This window comes from Streptomyces paludis (assembly GCF_003344965.1).
In the GTDB taxonomy this organism is placed as follows: Bacteria; Actinomycetota; Actinomycetes; order Streptomycetales; family Streptomycetaceae; genus Streptomyces; species Streptomyces paludis.
In genome coordinates, this window is the sequence record NZ_CP031194.1 from 1,521,727 (window position 1) to 1,537,390 (window position 15,664).

The 15,664-nt window shown below is 68.8% G+C and carries 15 protein-coding genes and 1 riboswitch; of the genes, 4 read left to right on the top strand and 11 right to left on the bottom strand.

The annotated features are described in order from the left end of the window. Window positions 1-23: 23 nt before the first annotated feature. Window positions 24-266: a hypothetical protein gene (locus tag DVK44_RS06625; RefSeq protein WP_114664948.1), complete on the bottom strand. Its 243-nt coding sequence runs from the start codon at window positions 264-266 to the stop codon at window positions 24-26. A 159-nt stretch (window positions 267-425) separates the two neighbouring features. Here DVK44_RS06625 and DVK44_RS06630 point away from each other — a divergent pair, with 159 nt between their 5' ends. Together DVK44_RS06630 and DVK44_RS06635 are read left to right on the top strand one after the other, a co-directional pair. Beyond that, window positions 426-1,139 (top strand): rhomboid family intramembrane serine protease, encoded by a 714-nt coding sequence (locus DVK44_RS06630; protein WP_228447014.1) that lies wholly within the window; start codon window positions 426-428, stop codon window positions 1,137-1,139. Further along, window positions 1,136-1,417 carry an Lrp/AsnC family transcriptional regulator gene (locus DVK44_RS06635; protein WP_114658790.1) on the top strand — a complete coding sequence of 94 codons (282 nt, stop codon included), beginning with the start codon at window positions 1,136-1,138 and terminating at the stop codon, window positions 1,415-1,417. Before DVK44_RS06630 ends, DVK44_RS06635 begins: the two co-directional genes overlap by 4 nt. A 47-nt stretch (window positions 1,418-1,464) precedes the next feature. On the opposite strand, the gene DVK44_RS06640 is transcribed toward DVK44_RS06635, so the two are convergent. The 6 genes from DVK44_RS06640 to ctaE form a co-directional block, all read right to left on the bottom strand. Further along, window positions 1,465-2,883, bottom strand: a complete 1,419-nt coding sequence (locus DVK44_RS06640; RefSeq protein ID WP_228447015.1) for an aminotransferase class V-fold PLP-dependent enzyme — start codon at window positions 2,881-2,883, stop codon at window positions 1,465-1,467. A 229-nt stretch (window positions 2,884-3,112) separates the two neighbouring features. Beyond that, window positions 3,113-3,230, bottom strand: a riboswitch (SAM riboswitch). A gap of 104 nt (window positions 3,231-3,334) precedes the next feature. Further along, complete coding sequence (gene trpD, locus DVK44_RS06645) at window positions 3,335-4,399, bottom strand: anthranilate phosphoribosyltransferase (RefSeq protein ID WP_114658791.1); 1,065 nt, start codon at window positions 4,397-4,399, stop codon at window positions 3,335-3,337. A 216-nt stretch (window positions 4,400-4,615) separates the two neighbouring features. Next, window positions 4,616-6,250, bottom strand: a complete 1,635-nt coding sequence (gene qcrB / locus DVK44_RS06650; RefSeq protein ID WP_114658792.1) for a cytochrome bc1 complex cytochrome b subunit — start codon at window positions 6,248-6,250, stop codon at window positions 4,616-4,618. Continuing rightward, window positions 6,247-7,302, bottom strand: a complete 1,056-nt coding sequence (qcrA, locus tag DVK44_RS06655; RefSeq protein ID WP_114658793.1) for a cytochrome bc1 complex Rieske iron-sulfur subunit — start codon at window positions 7,300-7,302, stop codon at window positions 6,247-6,249. Before qcrA ends, qcrB begins: the two co-directional genes overlap by 4 nt. After that, complete coding sequence (gene qcrC / locus DVK44_RS06660) at window positions 7,299-8,108, bottom strand: cytochrome bc1 complex diheme cytochrome c subunit (RefSeq protein ID WP_114658794.1); 810 nt, start codon at window positions 8,106-8,108, stop codon at window positions 7,299-7,301. Before qcrC ends, qcrA begins: the two co-directional genes overlap by 4 nt. Window positions 8,109-8,180: 72 nt before the next feature. Further along, the gene (gene ctaE, locus DVK44_RS06665; protein WP_114658795.1) at window positions 8,181-8,801 is read right to left on the bottom strand and encodes an aa3-type cytochrome oxidase subunit III; all 621 of its coding nucleotides are present in this window, start codon (window positions 8,799-8,801) and stop codon (window positions 8,181-8,183) included. Between the two features lie 197 nt (window positions 8,802-8,998). Between ctaE and DVK44_RS06670 the strand changes: the two genes are divergently transcribed. After that, a complete protein-coding gene (locus DVK44_RS06670; RefSeq protein WP_114658796.1) occupies window positions 8,999-9,400 on the top strand; it encodes a hypothetical protein in 402 nt (133 codons plus the stop codon). 86 nt (window positions 9,401-9,486) lie between these two features. Here the strand turns inward: DVK44_RS06670 and DVK44_RS06675 are convergent, their stop codons facing one another. The 4 genes from DVK44_RS06675 to ctaC form a co-directional block, all read right to left on the bottom strand. Continuing rightward, window positions 9,487-10,737 (bottom strand): L,D-transpeptidase, encoded by a 1,251-nt coding sequence (locus tag DVK44_RS06675; RefSeq protein ID WP_114658797.1) that lies wholly within the window; start codon window positions 10,735-10,737, stop codon window positions 9,487-9,489. A gap of 136 nt (window positions 10,738-10,873) precedes the next feature. Continuing rightward, window positions 10,874-11,272 (bottom strand): cytochrome c oxidase subunit 4, encoded by a 399-nt coding sequence (locus DVK44_RS06680; RefSeq protein WP_114658798.1) that lies wholly within the window; start codon window positions 11,270-11,272, stop codon window positions 10,874-10,876. Continuing rightward, window positions 11,269-13,008, bottom strand: a complete 1,740-nt coding sequence (ctaD, locus tag DVK44_RS06685; protein WP_114658799.1) for an aa3-type cytochrome oxidase subunit I — start codon at window positions 13,006-13,008, stop codon at window positions 11,269-11,271. Before ctaD ends, DVK44_RS06680 begins: the two co-directional genes overlap by 4 nt. Next, window positions 13,005-13,967, bottom strand: coding sequence for an aa3-type cytochrome oxidase subunit II (gene ctaC / locus DVK44_RS06690; protein WP_114658800.1), 963 nt, complete (start codon window positions 13,965-13,967; stop codon window positions 13,005-13,007). Before ctaC ends, ctaD begins: the two co-directional genes overlap by 4 nt. A 269-nt stretch (window positions 13,968-14,236) precedes the next feature. Between ctaC and DVK44_RS06695 the strand changes: the two genes are divergently transcribed. Continuing rightward, window positions 14,237-15,649, top strand: coding sequence for a cysteine desulfurase/sulfurtransferase TusA family protein (locus DVK44_RS06695; RefSeq protein WP_114658801.1), 1,413 nt, complete (start codon window positions 14,237-14,239; stop codon window positions 15,647-15,649). Window positions 15,650-15,664 lie beyond the last annotated feature (15 nt).

A 15,664-nucleotide genomic window follows, 5' to 3' on the forward strand; every position in this document is an offset into this window, starting at 1 on the left:
ACTACCCCTTTCGGGCGGCTCCCTCAGGAACCGGCGCCCGGCCTGTCCACCAGTTCGATCTGATCCACCGCGTTGCACCAGCGGCAGCGCACGGACTCGATGGTCTCACTGACCACCTCGCGCTCCTCGACCTTAGGCTCCCCGGCCAGGTCCAGATGGACGTACTCGACGGACTTCGAGGACCGGGTCACATCGAACCGGGTCAGATTGCCGCACAAGGTGCAGCGCCAACGGGTGGTGGCCGTCGGCTGCGGAACCGTCGTCATCGTGATCGTGCCGTCCTTTTCCATCGTCCTTGGTGCGGGTGCCCCCGCGACGCGCCGTCGAACCGCGGATGACATCCGGCAACCCTACGGCCTCAGGAGCGCCCCGGGGGGCGGCGAGGCGCTCTGTACCGAAGGGTCCCGGTACGCCATGCTCTGTCCGTGATCTCATGGCGGAGGCTCGCACAGGGACCCGTGGTGACCTACGGGCTGATCGGCCTCTGTGTGCTGGCCTTCCTGCTCAGCCCGCTCTCCGGGCTCCGTCCGGGCCACGGCGACGGCGACGCCCTCCGCGCCGCCCAGAGCGCCTACTTCGAACGGTGGGGCGTCATCCCGGTCGAGCTGATGCGCGGCGCCTCCCCGCGCACCCTCCTCACCCCGTTCACCGCGCTCTTCGTCCACGGCGGCTGGCTGCATCTGCTCGGCAACATGCTCTTCCTGCATGTCTTCGGGGCGATGACCGAGCGGCGTATGGGCCGGGCGCACTTCCTGCTCTTCTATCTCGGCATCGGCTATCTCGCGCTCTTCGCGTACGCGGCGGCCAACGCCGGCTCCGCGCAAACCCTGGTGGGCGCCTCCGGCGCGATCTCGGGGGTGCTCGGCGTCTTCCTCTACCTCTTCCCCCGGGCCCGGGTCACCAGCCTCTTCCCGTTCCTGCTCTTCCTGCCGCTGCGCTTCCCCGCCTGGATCGTGCTGATCTTCTGGTTCGCGCTCCAGTGGCTGGCCCTGCGCGGCGCGGACGAGGGTCCTGGCGTCGCCTATCTGGCGCATCTGGTGGGGTTCGGCGCCGGGTTCCTCTACGCCTGGGTGCGCTACTGGCGTACCGATAGAGTGCACGGACAGACCGGGGCCACCGAGGGAGAACGCCAACCGTGATCACCGCGATCGTGCTCATCAAGACCAGCGTCGACCGGATCCCCGAGATCGCCGAGTCCATCGCCTCGCTCGACAGCGTCAGCGAGGTCTTCTCGGTGACGGGTACGTACGACCTGATCGCCATGGTGCGCGTGCCGAAGCACGACGATCTCGCCGATGCCATCCCCGGCCGGATCAGCAAGATCCCGGGCGTCGAGGCCACCGACACCCATGTCGCGTTCCGTACGTACTCCCAGCACGACTTGGAGGCGGCCTTCGCGATCGGACTCGACGCGTAGGACCGCCTCCGGCGGTGACGTACATCCGGCGGTGACGTACGGACGGGTTACGCGGCGACCGCTCCCCGGTCCGGGACGCAGCGGCCGTCCTCCGTGCGGTAGTTCCACCGGGCACCGTCGCTGACCAGCTCGCGCACGGCCCGGACGAACCGCTCCACGTGCTCGTCCGGTGTCCCGGCGCCGAAGCTCACCCGGATCGCGTTGAGCGAGCGCTCGCCCGGCTCCGCCTCCGGGGCGCCGCACTCCCCCGGGTCCTGCGGGTCGCTGCCCAGCAGGGTCCGCACCAGCGGGTGCGCGCAGAACAGCCCGTCGCGTACCCCGATGCCGTACTCCGCCGAGAGCGCGGCGGCGAAGTGCGAGCTGTTCCACCCCTCGACGACGAACGACAGCACCCCCACGCGCGGCGCGTCGTCCCCGAAGAGCGAGAGCACCTTCACCTCGGGCACCTCCGCGAGCCCCGCCCGCACCCGCGCCACCAGCGCCTGCTCGCGCGCCGACAGCGCGTCGAAGCCGGCCTCCGTCAGCGCCTTGCAGGCCGAGGCGATCGCGTACACCCCGATGACGTTCGGCGAACCGGCCTCGTGGCGGGCGGCCGTGGTGTGCCAGTCGACCTCGACACCGCCGTCGGCCCGGCGCGCCACCTTGCGGCTGGCGCCGCCGCCCGCGAGATACGGCTCGGCGTCCCGCAGCCAGTCGGCGCGGCCCGCGAGGACCCCGGAGCCGAACGGCGCGTACAGCTTGTGCCCGGAGAAGGCGATCCAGTCGACGTCCAGCTCCGCGATGTCCACCACGTGGTGCGGTACCAGCTGCGCGGCGTCCAGCACGATCCGGGCGCCGTGCGTGTGCGCGGCGGCGGCTAGCTCCCGGACGGGCCACAGCTCGCCCGTCACATTGGACGCGCCCGTCACACAGACCAGCGCCGGCCCCTTCGGGTCGCGCGAGGCGAGCGCGCGCTCCAGGGTGGCGACGGCCTCGGCCGGGGTGCGGGGGGCGTTGAGATACGTGACCGCCGCGTCGCGCCACGGCAGCAGCGAGGCGTGGTGCTCCGTCTCGAAGACGAACACCTGGCAGCCGTCGGGAATCACGGCCGCCAGCAGGTTCAGTGAGTCGGTGGTCGAGCGGGTGAAGACGACCTGGTCGTCCGGGCGGCAGCCGAGAAACTCCGCGACCGTGCGGCGGCTGTTCTCGAAGAGGTCCGTGGAGAGCTGCGAGAGATAGCCGGCGCCCCGGTGGACGCTGCCGTAGTAGGGGGCGTACGCGGCGACGTCGTCCCACACACGCTGGAGGGCCGGGGCGCTGGCCGCGTAGTCCAGGGCCGCGTAGCCGACCTCGCCGCCGGTGACGAGCGGCACGGTCACATCCCGCCCCAGCACCGGGAGCGGCGCGCCACAGGCGGGGTCGTCGGAGGACGGGGCGGTGGCGGCGGAAGCGGTGGCGGTGGCGGTGGCGTTCGGGTATGCGGACATGGCGGTATCTCCCGGCAGGACGGAACGGCGGAATGGCTTCAGAGACCCGCGGCAGGGCATGGCGGAGCCACGACAATCGCGCGGGGAATGCCTCGACACACGGAGATCACCGTGCGGAGGTGTGATGAAGAGGGGGCTCGGGAGCCGGTGTCCGGCTCCCCAGGGCCCTAACGCATTCGCTTGCTCACGAGACTGCTCCCTTGAGGACCAGGACCCCAAAGGCACAAGGGGTCCGCGCTTGCCGTAGACCTCGCTGCCTACGGCCTGGTCTTCACCCGGGGCACCCCGCCACGGACGGAGGGTTGCCGGACAGCGAGCCGGGGCCTAAATCGCTGTCACTCATGACCTTGGGCGAAAGTATGGCACAGCGTGCCGGACCGCCCAACAGCTGTCCGCGATACGGGACGGAGGCGCGGCCCCCGTCCCGTATCGTCTTCGCTTCGCCCCGCCGTCAGGCGTTGCTCGCGCTCACCCAGCGGGCCAGCGACCGCGCCGCCGCGCCCGAGTCGATGGACTCGGCCGCCCGCGCGATGCCCGCCGCCAGCTGGAGTTCCAGCGCGTCGTCGGTCGGGTCGAGGGCCACCAGCGCCGCCGCCGCGTTGAGCAGGACCGCGTCCCGTACGGGCCCGGTCTCGCCGGCCAGCAGCCGGCGGGCGACATCCGCGTTGTACGACGCGTCCGCGCCGCGCAGCGCCTCCACCGGTACGAGGGACAGCCCGACGTCGCGCGGGTCGAAGGGGCGCTCGGTGACCTTGCCGTCCCGGACGACCCAGACCCGGGAGGTGGCCGTGGTGGTCAGCTCGTCGAGCCCGTCGTCGCCCCGGAAGACCAGCGCGGACGAGCCCCGCTCGGCCAGCACCCCGGCGACGATCGGCGCCATCCGGGCATCGGCGACCCCGGTCGCCTGGGACCGTACCCGGGCGGGATTGGTCAGTGGACCAAGGAAGTTGAAGACCGTACGGATACCCAGCTCGCCGCGCGCGGCCCCGACATGGCGCAGGGCCGGGTGGAACTTCACCGCGAAGCAGAACGTGATGCCCGCCTCCTCGGCGACCTCGGCCACCCGCTCCGGGGTCAGCTCCAGATTGACGCCGAGCTTGGCCAGGACATCGGAGGCGCCGCTCGCCGAGGACGCGGCACGGCTGCCGTGCTTGACGACCTTCGCTCCCGTGCCCGCGACGACGATCGACGACATGGTGGAGATATTGACGGTCTTGGCGCCGTCGCCGCCGGTGCCGACGACATCGACGGTCCGGCCGGGCACCTCGATCAGCCGGGCGTGCGCGTACATCGTCCGGACCAGACCGCTGATCTCCTCGACGGTCTCGCCCTTGGCCCGCAGTGCCACCGCGAACCCGGCGATCTGCGCGTCGGTGGCCTCACCGCTCATCATCCGGTCCATGGCCCAGGCGGTCGCGGCGGCGCTCAGATCGGCGCCGTCCAGCAGGGCGTTCAGCACACCCGGCCAGGTGAGGTCCGCCACGGTGTCGCCTCCGACGGGGGTAACAGCGCTCATCGCTCGCTCCTGGTCTCCGGGACACGGGTACACGGGCCCGCGGGGACCCGGTGGCGCCAGCCTATCGGCGTACGCCCATGCCGTAAGACGCCTGCCCGCACTCCGGACGGGGACCGCCCCGGACGGGCCGGAAACGCCGGGGGCCCCGGCCGGTTCCCTCGCGGGAGACCGGGCCGGGGCCCTCGGTGGTGGCGACCTCGCTGAGGCCGGGTGGGATCAGTGGTGGCCGTGGCCGCTCTGGATCTCCTGGTACTCCTCGGCGGTAGGCTTGGGCAGCTGGTTCCCCTCGCCGTAGAAGCCCTTGCTGAGCTTGACGCGGACCTTCTCGACGGGCGAGACCTTGCGCTCGACACCGTTCTCGTCGACCGTGGGGCCCAGCTCGGCGGGCTTGTACTGCTCGTGCGCGGTGAGCGTGTGCAGCGCGCCCTGCTCCAGCGGGGTGTGGACCTCGATGAACTCACCGTGCGGCAGCCGCTTGATGATTCCGGACTCGCGGCCGTGCAGCACCTTCTCCGCGTCGCGCCGCTGGAGGCCGATGCAGATCCGCTTGGTGATGATGAAGGTGACGACCGGTGCGACGAAGAACCCGATCCGGACGACCCAGGTGATCGTGTTGATCGACAGATGGAAGTGGGTCGCCCAGAGGTCGTTCCCACCGCCCACCAGCAGGAGGAAGTACCAGACCAGCCACGCCACGCCGAACGCCGTACGGGTCGGCGCGTTGCGCGGGCGGTCCAGGATGTGGTGCTCGCGCTTGTCGCCGGTGACCCAGGACTCGACGAACGGATAGACCGCGATCGCGCCGAGGACCACACCGAGCAGCAGCAGCGGGATGAAGACGCCGAGCACAAGCGTGTGCCCCGCGAAGTTGATCTCCCAGCCGGGCATCACCCGGATGAGCCCCTCGGCCGCGCCCATGTACCAGTCGGGCTGTGCGCCGGTGGAGACCTGGTCGGGACGGTACGGGCCGAGCGCCCAGATCGGGTTGATCGTGGCGATCGCGGCGACGATCGAGATGACACCGAAGACCAGGAAGAAGAAGCCTCCGGCCTTCGCCATGTAGACCGGCAGCAGTGGCATGCCCACGACGTTGTTGTTCGTGCGGCCGGGGCCCGCGAACTGCGTGTGCTTGTGGTAGAAGACCAGGATCAGGTGGGCCACGACCAGCCCGAGCATGATGCCGGGCAGCAGCAGGATGTGGACCGAGTAGAACCGGGCCACGAAGTCCCCGCCGGGGAACTCCCCGCCGAACAGGAACATCGAGATGTACGTACCGACGATCGGCACGGACAGGATCGCGCCTTGTGTGAACCGCACACCGGTGCCGGACAGCAGGTCGTCGGGGAGCGAGTAACCGGTGAACCCGGTGAACATGCCCAGGACGAACAGCAGGAAGCCGAACAGCCAGTTGACCTCGCGCGGCTTGCGGAACGCGCCCGTGAAGAAGACGCGCATCATGTGGACCATCATGGCGGCGAGGAAGATCAGCGCCGCCCAGTGGTGGATCTGCCGGATCAGCAGACCACCGCGGATGTCGAAGCTGATGTTCAGCGTGGAGGCGTACGCCTCCGACATCAGCACACCCTGCATCGGGATGTAACTGCCGTGGTACTCCACCTCGTTCATCGACGGGTGGAAGAACAGCGTCAGATACACACCCGTGAGGATGATGATGATGAAGCTGTAGAGGCAGATCTCCCCGAGCATGAAGGACCAGTGGTCCGGGAAGATCTTGCGCATGTTGGCCTTGGCGAGGGAGTAGATCCCCAGCCGGCCGTCCGCCCAGTCGGCGACCCGCTCACCGGCGGGCGCCTTGCGGCTCTTCTCGTCTGTGGCCGTCGTGGTACTCATCCGCGCTCCCAGAAGGAAGGACCGACGGGCTCGTCGAAGTCGCCGAGCGCCTCAAGGTTTCCGTCCGCGTTCACACCGATCCGCAGCTGCGGGAGGGCGTGTCCGGCCGGTCCGAAGATGACGCGGGCGCCGTCGGTGAGATCGAAGGTGGACTGGTGGCACGGGCAGAGTACGTGGTGCGTCTGCTGCTCGTACAGGCTGATCGGGCAGCCGACATGGGTGCAGATCTTCGAGAAGGCGACGATCCCCTGGTGGGACCACTCCAGCTCGCGCTTGTCCTTGATCTCGTCCGGCTGGATCCGGACGATCATCAGGGCGGCCTTGGCGATCTCGGTCTGGAAGTGCTCGTCGTGCTCGGAGAGACCCTCGGGCATCGCGAACGTCAGCGAGCCGATGACCACGTCCTCGGGACGCAGCGGCTCATGGGTGTTCATGTTGATGAGCTGCTTGCCCTTGGCCCACAGCGTGGACCGGAGCTTCTTCTCCGGCATCGGCCCCAGGTCGCGCAGGAGCACCACACCGGAGAGCGGCACCAGCGCGAGCGCGCCGAACATCGTGTTGCGGATCAGCTTGCGCCGGCCGAAGCCGGACTCGGCCGCACCCGCCGCGAAGTCCTCCAGGACCTTCTGCTTGACCTCGGGCGACGCCTCGATCGGGTGGCGCTCGTCGGCCACCTCGACGTCCGACATCAGCGTACGGGCCCAGTGGACCGCGCCCGCGCCGATGCAGAACAGCGCCACGCCCAGCGTCAGACCCAGCGCGAAGTGCAGGATGCTGACATGGCCGAACGGGAAGATATAGACGTTCTTGTCGACCGGGAACGCCACGAACGAGGCGATGAACGCCACCGTCGCGGCCATCGACAGCAGGAACATGAAGGCGACCGCGCGCTCGGACCGCTTGGCCGCCCGCTCGTCGATGTCCTGGATACGTGGCTTGTGGGCCGGCAGTCCGGGATCCGCGAACGGATCGTCCTTGACCACCACCGCGCCGTGCGCGGCGTCCTGCTCTCTCGGCAGGTTTTTCTCTGAGATCTCTTCTTGGCTACTCATGACTTCTTGGCCTTAGCGGTGTGGGCCGCGACCCAGACGGCAACTGCGATCAATGCGCCCAGACCGAAGATCCAGGCGAACAGCCCTTCGCTGACCGGGCCGAGGCCGCCCAGCGACAGACCGCCGGGGCTGGGGGAATCGTCCCCGTTCACCGCCTTGATGTAGGCGATGATGTCCTTCTTCTGCTGCTCCGGCATCGTGGAGTCGGGGAAGGAGGGCATGTTCTGCGGGCCGGTCTGCATGGCCTCGTAGATGTGCTTCGGATCCACGCCCTCCAGGCTGGGGGCGTACTTGCCGTGTGTGAGCGCGCCGCCCTCACCGGTGAAGTTGTGGCACTGGGCGCAGTTCGTACGGAACAGCTCACCACCGGCGGCGACGTTCGCGTCGGTGCTGTTGTACTGCTCCTTGGTCGGCGTGATCGGACCGGCGCCGAGGGAAGCGACGTACGCGGCGAGCTGGTCGATCTGCGCCTGGGTGTAGATGACCTTCTTCTTCGGTACCTGCGCGCCCTGCTGCTGCGCCGGCATACGGCCGGTACCGACCTGGAAGTCCACGGAGGCCGAGCCGACGCCGACCAGGCTCGGACCGTCAGAGGTACCCTGACCGCCGGTGCCGTGGCAGCTGGCGCAGCCGACCGAGTAGAGCTTCTTGCCCTCCTCGATGGCGAGGGACTGGGAGGTTTCGTCAGCCTGCGCCTTGCCCGCGGGCGCGAACGCGGTGTACAGCCCCCCGGTGGCCGCCAGCGCGAGGAGTAGGACGACGAACGCCGCCAGCGGATGGCGTCGTCGTGCGGAGAGCTTTTTCACGGATTACCCCGGTGTCAGGATCTTCAGCGTCGGTGCTTCTGGACTGTGTGCGCGCCGGGCGCGTTGCCCGGGCTACTTGATCAAGTAGATCGTGGCGAAAAGGCCGATCCAGACAACATCGACGAAGTGCCAGTAATAGGACACGACGATGGCCGCGGTCGCCTGTTCATGGGTGAACCTCTTCGCCGCGTAGGTCCTGCCCAGCACGAACAGGAACGCGATCAGACCCCCCGTCACGTGCAGACCGTGGAAGCCGGTGGTCAGGTAGAACACCGAGCCGTACGGGTCGGAGGAGAGCGAGATGCCGTCCACCTTGACCAGTTCGGTGTACTCGTAGACCTGCCCGCCGATGAAGATCGCCCCCATCACGAACGTGACCACGAACCAGGTTCGCAGCTTCTTCACGTCCCCACGCTCGGCGGCGAAGACGCCGAGCTGGCAGGTGAGCGAGGAGAGCACCAGGATCGTGGTGTTCGTCGCCGAGAACGGGACGTTCAGGGCATGAGCCATTTCCTCCCAGTACGCTGCGCCCATCACCGACCGCAGGGTGAAGTACATCGCGAAGAGGGCCGCGAAGAACATCAGCTCGGAACTCAGCCAAATGATGGTTCCGACGCTGGTGAGGTTCGGCCGATTGACCGACGGGTGCGCGTGCCCGGTTTCTACTGTCGTTGCTGTCGCCACGACCGACATTATGTCGGTCGCTTATCCCGCGCTGACTCCCGGGGTGCCGTTCGGTGTGTCCATGGGGCGTGTGCAGCTCGAACGGCCCAGCGAAGAGGTGTTCTTACCCGTGCTGACACGGTGTCCGACGGAGTACGATCCGCGCATCGGTTCAGGGCCTGTGGAGCCCTGGAGCCCTCGCAGACACTGATGTCACGGAGGAACCAATGCAGCCGACCGCCACGGTGCTGGTCTACAGCGACAACGCGAACACCCGCGAGCAGGTCCGGCTGGCGGCGGGCCGTCGCCCGGCCGCCGATGTACCGCCGGTCGAGTTCCTCGAATGCGCCACCCTGCCCGCCGTGCTGGAGCGGCTGGACCGGGGCGGTGTCGATGTCTGTGTCCTGGACGGCGAGACGGCCCCGGCGGGCGGTATGGGCGTCTGCCGGCAGATCAAGGACGAGATCTTCGACTGCCCGCCCGTGCTGCTGCTGATGGGCCGCCCCCAGGACGCCTGGCTGGCCACCTGGAGCCGCGCGGACACCGCGGTGACCCTGCCGGTCGAGCCGGCCGGCTTCGCGGACGCCCTGGCGGCCCTGCTCCGTACCCGGCTCTCCGTGGGCGCCTGAGAGCCTCTCGCCCTCGCCCCGGACCCACCCCCGGAATCCCGCCGCCGGGCCGCGAGAAGCGGCCCGGCGCCGCCGTACCGGAGCCGTCAGACCTGGGGGCGCAGCCGCGCGGAGTCGGAGGGGCTGCTGCCGTCGCGCACCCCGGCCTGGACGACGCTGCCCTTGCGCCAGTCCTCCCAGTCCAGATTCCAGTCACCGAAGCCGTTGCCGAACTCCTCCATGTCATCGCCGATGCTGTTGATGACCTGGACGATGTCGCCCTCTTCGACGATCTCGAAGAACCACGCCGCGTTGGCGGTGGACATCCCGGTGCAGCCGTGGCTGACGTTCGCGGATCCCTGCTGGCCCACGGACCACGGCGCGGCGTGTACGTACTCCCCGCTCCAGGTCACCCGGGTGGCCCAGTAGACCGGCAGGTCGTACCCCTCGCTGCCGCCGATGCCGACGCTCGTGCCGCGCATCCGGACGAAACTCTCCTTGCCCAGCACGACCTTGATGCCGTTGCGGGTGGAGAAGCCGGGCTTGCCGGTGGTCACCGGGATGGTGTTGATCCACTCGTCGTTGCGGTACACGGTCATCGTGTGCGCCGAGGCGTCGACGATGGCCTCCAGCTTGTTGCCGATCTTCAGCGTCAGCGGCTGTACGGCGTCCCCGTAGAGCTTGTCGCTGACTTTCACTCCTTCGAGGCTGCTGGAGACGGTGACGGTGGAGTTGGCGGGCCAGTACTCCTTGGGCCGGTAGTGCAGTTCCGTGTCGTCCACCCAGTGCCAGGTGCCGTCCTCGGCGCCCGGCGCGCGGATCTTGAGGGAGCGTTCGACCACGTCCCGGGCCGCCTTGGACTTGATGGGCTCGCTGAGGGTCGCGGTGATGGGCTGTCCCACCCCGTACGAGCCCTCCTCCGGGCCGAACTCGACCGTCAGCTTCTTCTTGGCGGGGGCCGTGTCGAAGGTGAGGATCCGGTTGCCGGGTGCCCCCTCCTTGTTCTCGGTGGCGACCTTGACCGTGTAGCGGGCGCCGGCCGCCAGCGGGGCCGTGGAGTGCCAGCGCATACCGTCGGCGGTCAGCTCGCCCGCCAGGTAGTGACCGCCCGCGTCGACCGCGGTGACATCCGTGATCCGGCTGTCGCGGTTCTTGGCGGTGATCTCCAGGGGCTTGTCCGGGTTGGCCTTGACGGCGCCCTCGGGCGCGCTGAAGGCGATCTGCGAGGTGGCGTTGTACGGCTTGGTGGAGAGCGGGTGGGGGGCGTTGCCGCTGCCGCACGCGGTCGCGCTCGCCCCGAGGGACACGACCAGCAGGGTGCAGCTCAGGACGGTGCGCAAACGTGGCGAGTGGGTCATGGATCACACCGTATGAAGATTCCTCGGCGTGGGCGCGACGAGTGACGCAAACGGGGGGCCCGGACACTCCGCGGTGGAGTGTCCGGGCCCCCCGGACGGGCCTGCCGACGGATCGGCGGGACCGGACGCGTACGCCCTACTGGGTGCGGTTCTCACCGCGGTAGTACTCGAAGATCCAGCCCCAGAGGCCGATCAGCAGCATCGGCGCCGAGAAGTACGCCAGCCACCAGCCGACCGCCACGCTCAGGAAGAGCAGCGCGCCACCGATCGCGAGCGAGAGCGGCTGCCAGCTGTGCGGGGAGAAGAACCCGACCTCGCCGGACTCGTCCGCGACATCGGCTTCCTTGTTGTCCTGGGCGAGCGAGTCCATCCGGCGGGCCGTGAAGGCCAGATAGAACCCGATCATGATGCTCAGGCCGAAGGCCAGGAAGAGCCCCGTGGTGCCGACCGGCTCCTTCGCCCAGACGCCGTACACGATGGCGACGGCCAGGATGAAGACGCTCAGCCAGATGAACATCCTGCCTTGGATCTTCACTTACCGGCCTCCTTGCCATCGGTGAGGGCACCGGCTCCGTGACCCGCGTTCTCCAGCTGGTCGAGGGCGGCGATCTCCGGGTGGTGCAGATCGAACGCCGGCGATTCCGAACGAATACGCGGCAGGGTGACGAAGTTGTGCCGCGGCGGCGGGCAGGCAGTCGCCCATTCGAGGGAACGGCCGTAGCCCCACGGGTCGTCGACCTCGATCTTCTTGCCGTACTTGGCGGTCTTCCAGACGTTGTAGAAGAACGGCAGGATCGACAGACCGAGCACGAAAGAGCTGATCGTGGAGATGGTGTTCAGCGCGGTGAATCCGTCGGCGGCGAGATAGTCCGCGTAACGGCGCGGCATACCCTCGGCGCCCAGCCAGTGCTGCACCAGGAATGTGCCGTGGAAGCCGATGAACAGCGTCCAGAACGTAATCTTCCCGAGCCGCTCGTCCAGCATCTTGCCGGTGAACTTCGGCCACCAGAAGTGGAATCCGGCGAACATCGCGAACACCACGGTGCCGAACACCACGTAGTGGAAGTGCGCGACCACGAAGTACGAGTCCGAGACATGGAAGTCCATCGGCGGCGACGCCAGGATGACCCCGGTCAGACCACCGAAGAGGAACGTCACCAGGAAGCCGACGGTCCAGAGCATCGGCGTCTCGAAGGAGAGCGAGCCCTTCCACATCGTGCCGATCCAGTTGAAGAACTTCACCCCGGTCGGTACGGCGATCAGGAACGTCATGAACGAGAAGAACGGCAGCAGCACACCGCCGGTCACATACATGTGGTGCGCCCACACCGTCACCGAGAGACCGGCGATGGAGATCGTCGCGGCGATCAGACCGATGTAGCCGAACATCGGCTTGCGGCTGAAGACCGGGATGATCTCGGAGACGATCCCGAAGAACGGCAAGGCGATGATGTACACCTCTGGATGCCCGAAGAACCAGAAGAGATGCTGCCAGAGCAGCGCCCCGCCGTTGGCCGCGTCGAAGACATGGGCACCGAACTTACGGTCCGCCTCCAGGGCGAACAGAGCGGCGGCCAGCACCGGGAAGGCCAGCAGGACCAGCACACCGGTCAGCAGGACGTTCCAGGTGAAGATCGGCATCCGGAACATCGTCATGCCGGGCGCGCGCATGCAGATGATCGTGGTGATGAAGTTGACCGAACCGAGGATCGTACCGAAACCGGAGAAGGCCAGACCCATGATCCACAGGTCCGCGCCGATACCCGGCGAGCGGACCGCGTCGGAGAGCGGCGAGTACGCGAACCAGCCGAAGTCGGCCGCGCCCTGCGGGGTGATGAACCCGCTCACCGCGATCAGCGAGCCGAAGAGGTACAGCCAGTAGGCGAACATGTTCAGCCGCGGGAACGCCACGTCGGGCGCGCCGATCTGGAGCGGCATGATCCAGTTCGCGAAGCCGGCGAAGAGCGGAGTGGCGAACATCAGCAGCATGACCGTGCCATGCATCGTGAACGCCTGGTTGAACTGCTCGTTCGACATGATCTGCGTGCCGGGGCGGGCCAGCTCGGCGCGCATCAGCAGCGCCATCACCCCGCCGATGCAGAAGAACGCGAACGACGTGACCAGGTACATCGTGCCGATCGTCTTGTGGTCCGTGGTGGTCAGCCACTTGATGACGACATTGCCCGGCTGCTTGCGCCGTACCGGCAGCTCGTTCTCGTAAGAGTCCTCAGCTGCTGCGGCGACACCCTGAGGTTCGTTGAGGATGCTCACAGTTTGTTCGTCTCCGCGTTCTTGGCCGGATCCGTCTGAGCGATGCCCGCCGGAATGTAGCCGCTCTGGCCCTTCTCGGCCAGCTCCTCAAGGTGCTTCTGGTAGCGCTCCGGGGAGACCACCTTGACGTTGAAGAGCATCCGCGAGTGGTCGGCGCCGCACAGCTCGGCGCACTTGCCCATGAAGGTGCCCTCCTGGTTGGGGGTCACCTCGAAGGCGTTGGTGTGGCCCGGGATGACGTCCTGCTTCATCAGGAACGGCACCACCCAGAAGGAGTGGATGACGTCACGCGAGGTGAGGATGAACCGGACCTTCTCGCCCTTGGGGAGCCAGAGGGTCGGACCCGGGTTGTTGTTCTGCGGATTACGGGTGCCGGGCACGCCGTAGTCGTAGACGCCCTCGGCGTGCTGGGGGAAAGCCTTCACGAAACGGTCCGGGATGGCGTCGAGTTCTTTGGGGATCTCGTTGCCGGTGGTGCTCTTCCCGTCCACGTTCTCGATGTAGTTGAAGCCCCAGCTCCACTGGTAGCCGACCACGTTGATCGTGTGGGCCGGCTTGTCGGAGAGGGTGAGGAGCTTCGTCTCGTCGCGCGCGGTGAAGTAGAAGAGCACCGACACGATGATGAGCGGGACCACGGTGTACAGCGCCTCGATGGGCATGTTGTACCGGGTCTGTGGGGGTACCTCCACCTTGGTGCGGCTGCGCCGGTGGAAGATGACACTCCACAGGATCAGCGCCCATACCAGTACGCCCGTGATGAGCGCTGCCGCCCACGAGCCCTGCCAGAGCGAGAGGATCCGTGGAGCCTCCTCCGTCACCGGGGTGGGCATTCCGAGGCGGGGGAAGTCCTTGTATGTGCAACCGGTGGCGGTCGCGAGGATCAGGCCCGCAGTCAGCACCTGCGGCAGCTTCCGCCGCATCGGGCGCCGCGACGAGCGGTCGGAGCCGTTGGGACTCACGTAGCGCCTTCCCGAGAGTCTCGCCCGCGCGGCCGGCTGCGGCCGTCTCCTGGTCGGTCGCCGACCCTGACGCGGGCAGGGGTTTGGATGTTTATGCGGACCAAACCCTACTGGACGCGATTTCAGGTCGTGCGGGGAGGGTGCCCAACGCGCCGCCCGACCCCCGAAGGGGTGGACGAGCCTGTTCCACCGCTGGTCCGGCCTCACCTACCGGCCGCGCGGGGCACGCTCCTGACGCTCCCTCCGGGGCCGCGCGTTAGCGTGACGGCGTGCCCTACTTCGACGCCGCCTCCTCGGCCCCGCTGCATCCCGTCGCCCGTCAGGCCCTTCAGGCGTCCCTGGACGAGGGGTGGGCGGATCCCGCCCGGCTCTACCGGGAGGGCAGGCGCGCCGGGCTGCTGCTGGACGCGGCCCGGGAGGCCGCCGCCGAGGCCGTGGGCTGCCGTCCCGACGAGCTGGTTTTCACTCCTTCGGGGACGTACGCGGTGCACTCGGGAGTGGCGGGAGCCCTTTCCGGGCGTCGGCGTGTCGGGCTCCATGTGGCCGTATCGGCGGTGGAGCACTCGTCGGTGCTGCACGCGGCGGAGGCGCACGCGCGGGCGACCGGCGGCGCGGTGAGCGAGGTGCCGGTGGACCGGTACGGGGCGGTGGCGCCGGCGGCGTACGCGCAGGCGCTGCGCGCGGACACCGCCCTGGCGTGTCTCCAGTCCGCCAACCACGAGGTGGGGACGGAACAGCCGGTGGCCGAGGTCGCCGAGCTGTGCCGCAGCCGGGGCGTTCCGCTGCTGGTGGACGCGGCGCAGTCGCTGGGCTGGGGTCCGGTGGAGGGCGCCTGGTCGCTGCTGGCCGCGAGCGCGCACAAGTGGGGCGGCCCGGCGGGCGTCGGGCTGCTGGCCGTCCGCAAGGGCGTGCGCTTCGCCCCGCCGGGACCGGCGGACGAGCGGGAGTCGGGCCGTACCCCCGGCTTCGAGAACATCCCGGCGATCGTGGCCGCCGCCGCGTCGCTGCGGGCCGTACGGGCGGAGGCGGCGGCCGAGGCGGTACGGCTGCGGGCGCTGGTCGACCGGATCCGGGCCCGGGTGCCGGAGCTGGTGCCGGAGGTCGAGGTGGTGGGCGATCCGGTGCGCCGGCTCCCCCATCTGGTCACGTTCTCCTGTCTCTACGTGGACGGGGAGGCGCTGCTGCACGAGCTGGACCGGGCGGACTTCTCGGTCTCCTCGGGCTCGTCCTGCACGAGCAGCACCCTGACGCCCAGTCATGTGCTGCGGGCGATGGGGGTGCTCTCGGAGGGCAATGTCCGGGTCTCGCTCCCGCCGGGCACGCCGGAGGCGGACGTGGACCGCTTTCTGGAGGTGCTCCCGGGGGTGGTCGCGGGGGTACGGGAGCGGCTGGGCGCGACGGCGGTGGCGTCCGGGCCGGTGGCGGTGGAGGTGCCGGGCGCGGCGGAGGGGCTGGTGGTGGACGCGCTGGGGCGGCGCTGTCCGATCCCGGTGATCGAGCTGGCGAAGATCTTCGGCGAGGTGCCGGTGGGCGGCACGGTGACGGTCCTCTCGGACGACGCCGCCGCCCGGCTGGACATCCCCGCCTGGTGCGGGATGCGCGGCCAGGAGTACGTGGGCGAGCGGCCGGCGGACCACGGCGACGCGGGCGCGGTCGCGTACGTGGTCCGCCGGTTGTCGTAGTCCGGGGAGGCCGGG

Excerpts from the sequence above, each read along its gene's own strand:
- DVK44_RS06625 (WP_114664948.1), bottom strand. The coding sequence starts at position 266 with ATGACGACGGTTCCGCAGCCGACGGCCACCACCCGTTGGCGCTGCACC.
- DVK44_RS06640 (WP_228447015.1), bottom strand. The coding sequence starts at position 2,883 with ATGTCCGCATACCCGAACGCCACCGCCACCGCCACCGCTTCCGCCGCC.
- trpD (WP_114658791.1), bottom strand. The coding sequence starts at position 4,399 with ATGAGCGCTGTTACCCCCGTCGGAGGCGACACCGTGGCGGACCTCACC.
- qcrB (WP_114658792.1), bottom strand. The coding sequence starts at position 6,250 with ATGAGTACCACGACGGCCACAGACGAGAAGAGCCGCAAGGCGCCCGCC.
- qcrA (WP_114658793.1), bottom strand. The coding sequence starts at position 7,302 with ATGAGTAGCCAAGAAGAGATCTCAGAGAAAAACCTGCCGAGAGAGCAG.
- ctaE (WP_114658795.1), bottom strand. The coding sequence starts at position 8,801 with ATGTCGGTCGTGGCGACAGCAACGACAGTAGAAACCGGGCACGCGCAC.
- DVK44_RS06670 (WP_114658796.1), top strand. The coding sequence starts at position 8,999 with ATGCAGCCGACCGCCACGGTGCTGGTCTACAGCGACAACGCGAACACC.
- DVK44_RS06675 (WP_114658797.1), bottom strand. The coding sequence starts at position 10,737 with ATGACCCACTCGCCACGTTTGCGCACCGTCCTGAGCTGCACCCTGCTG.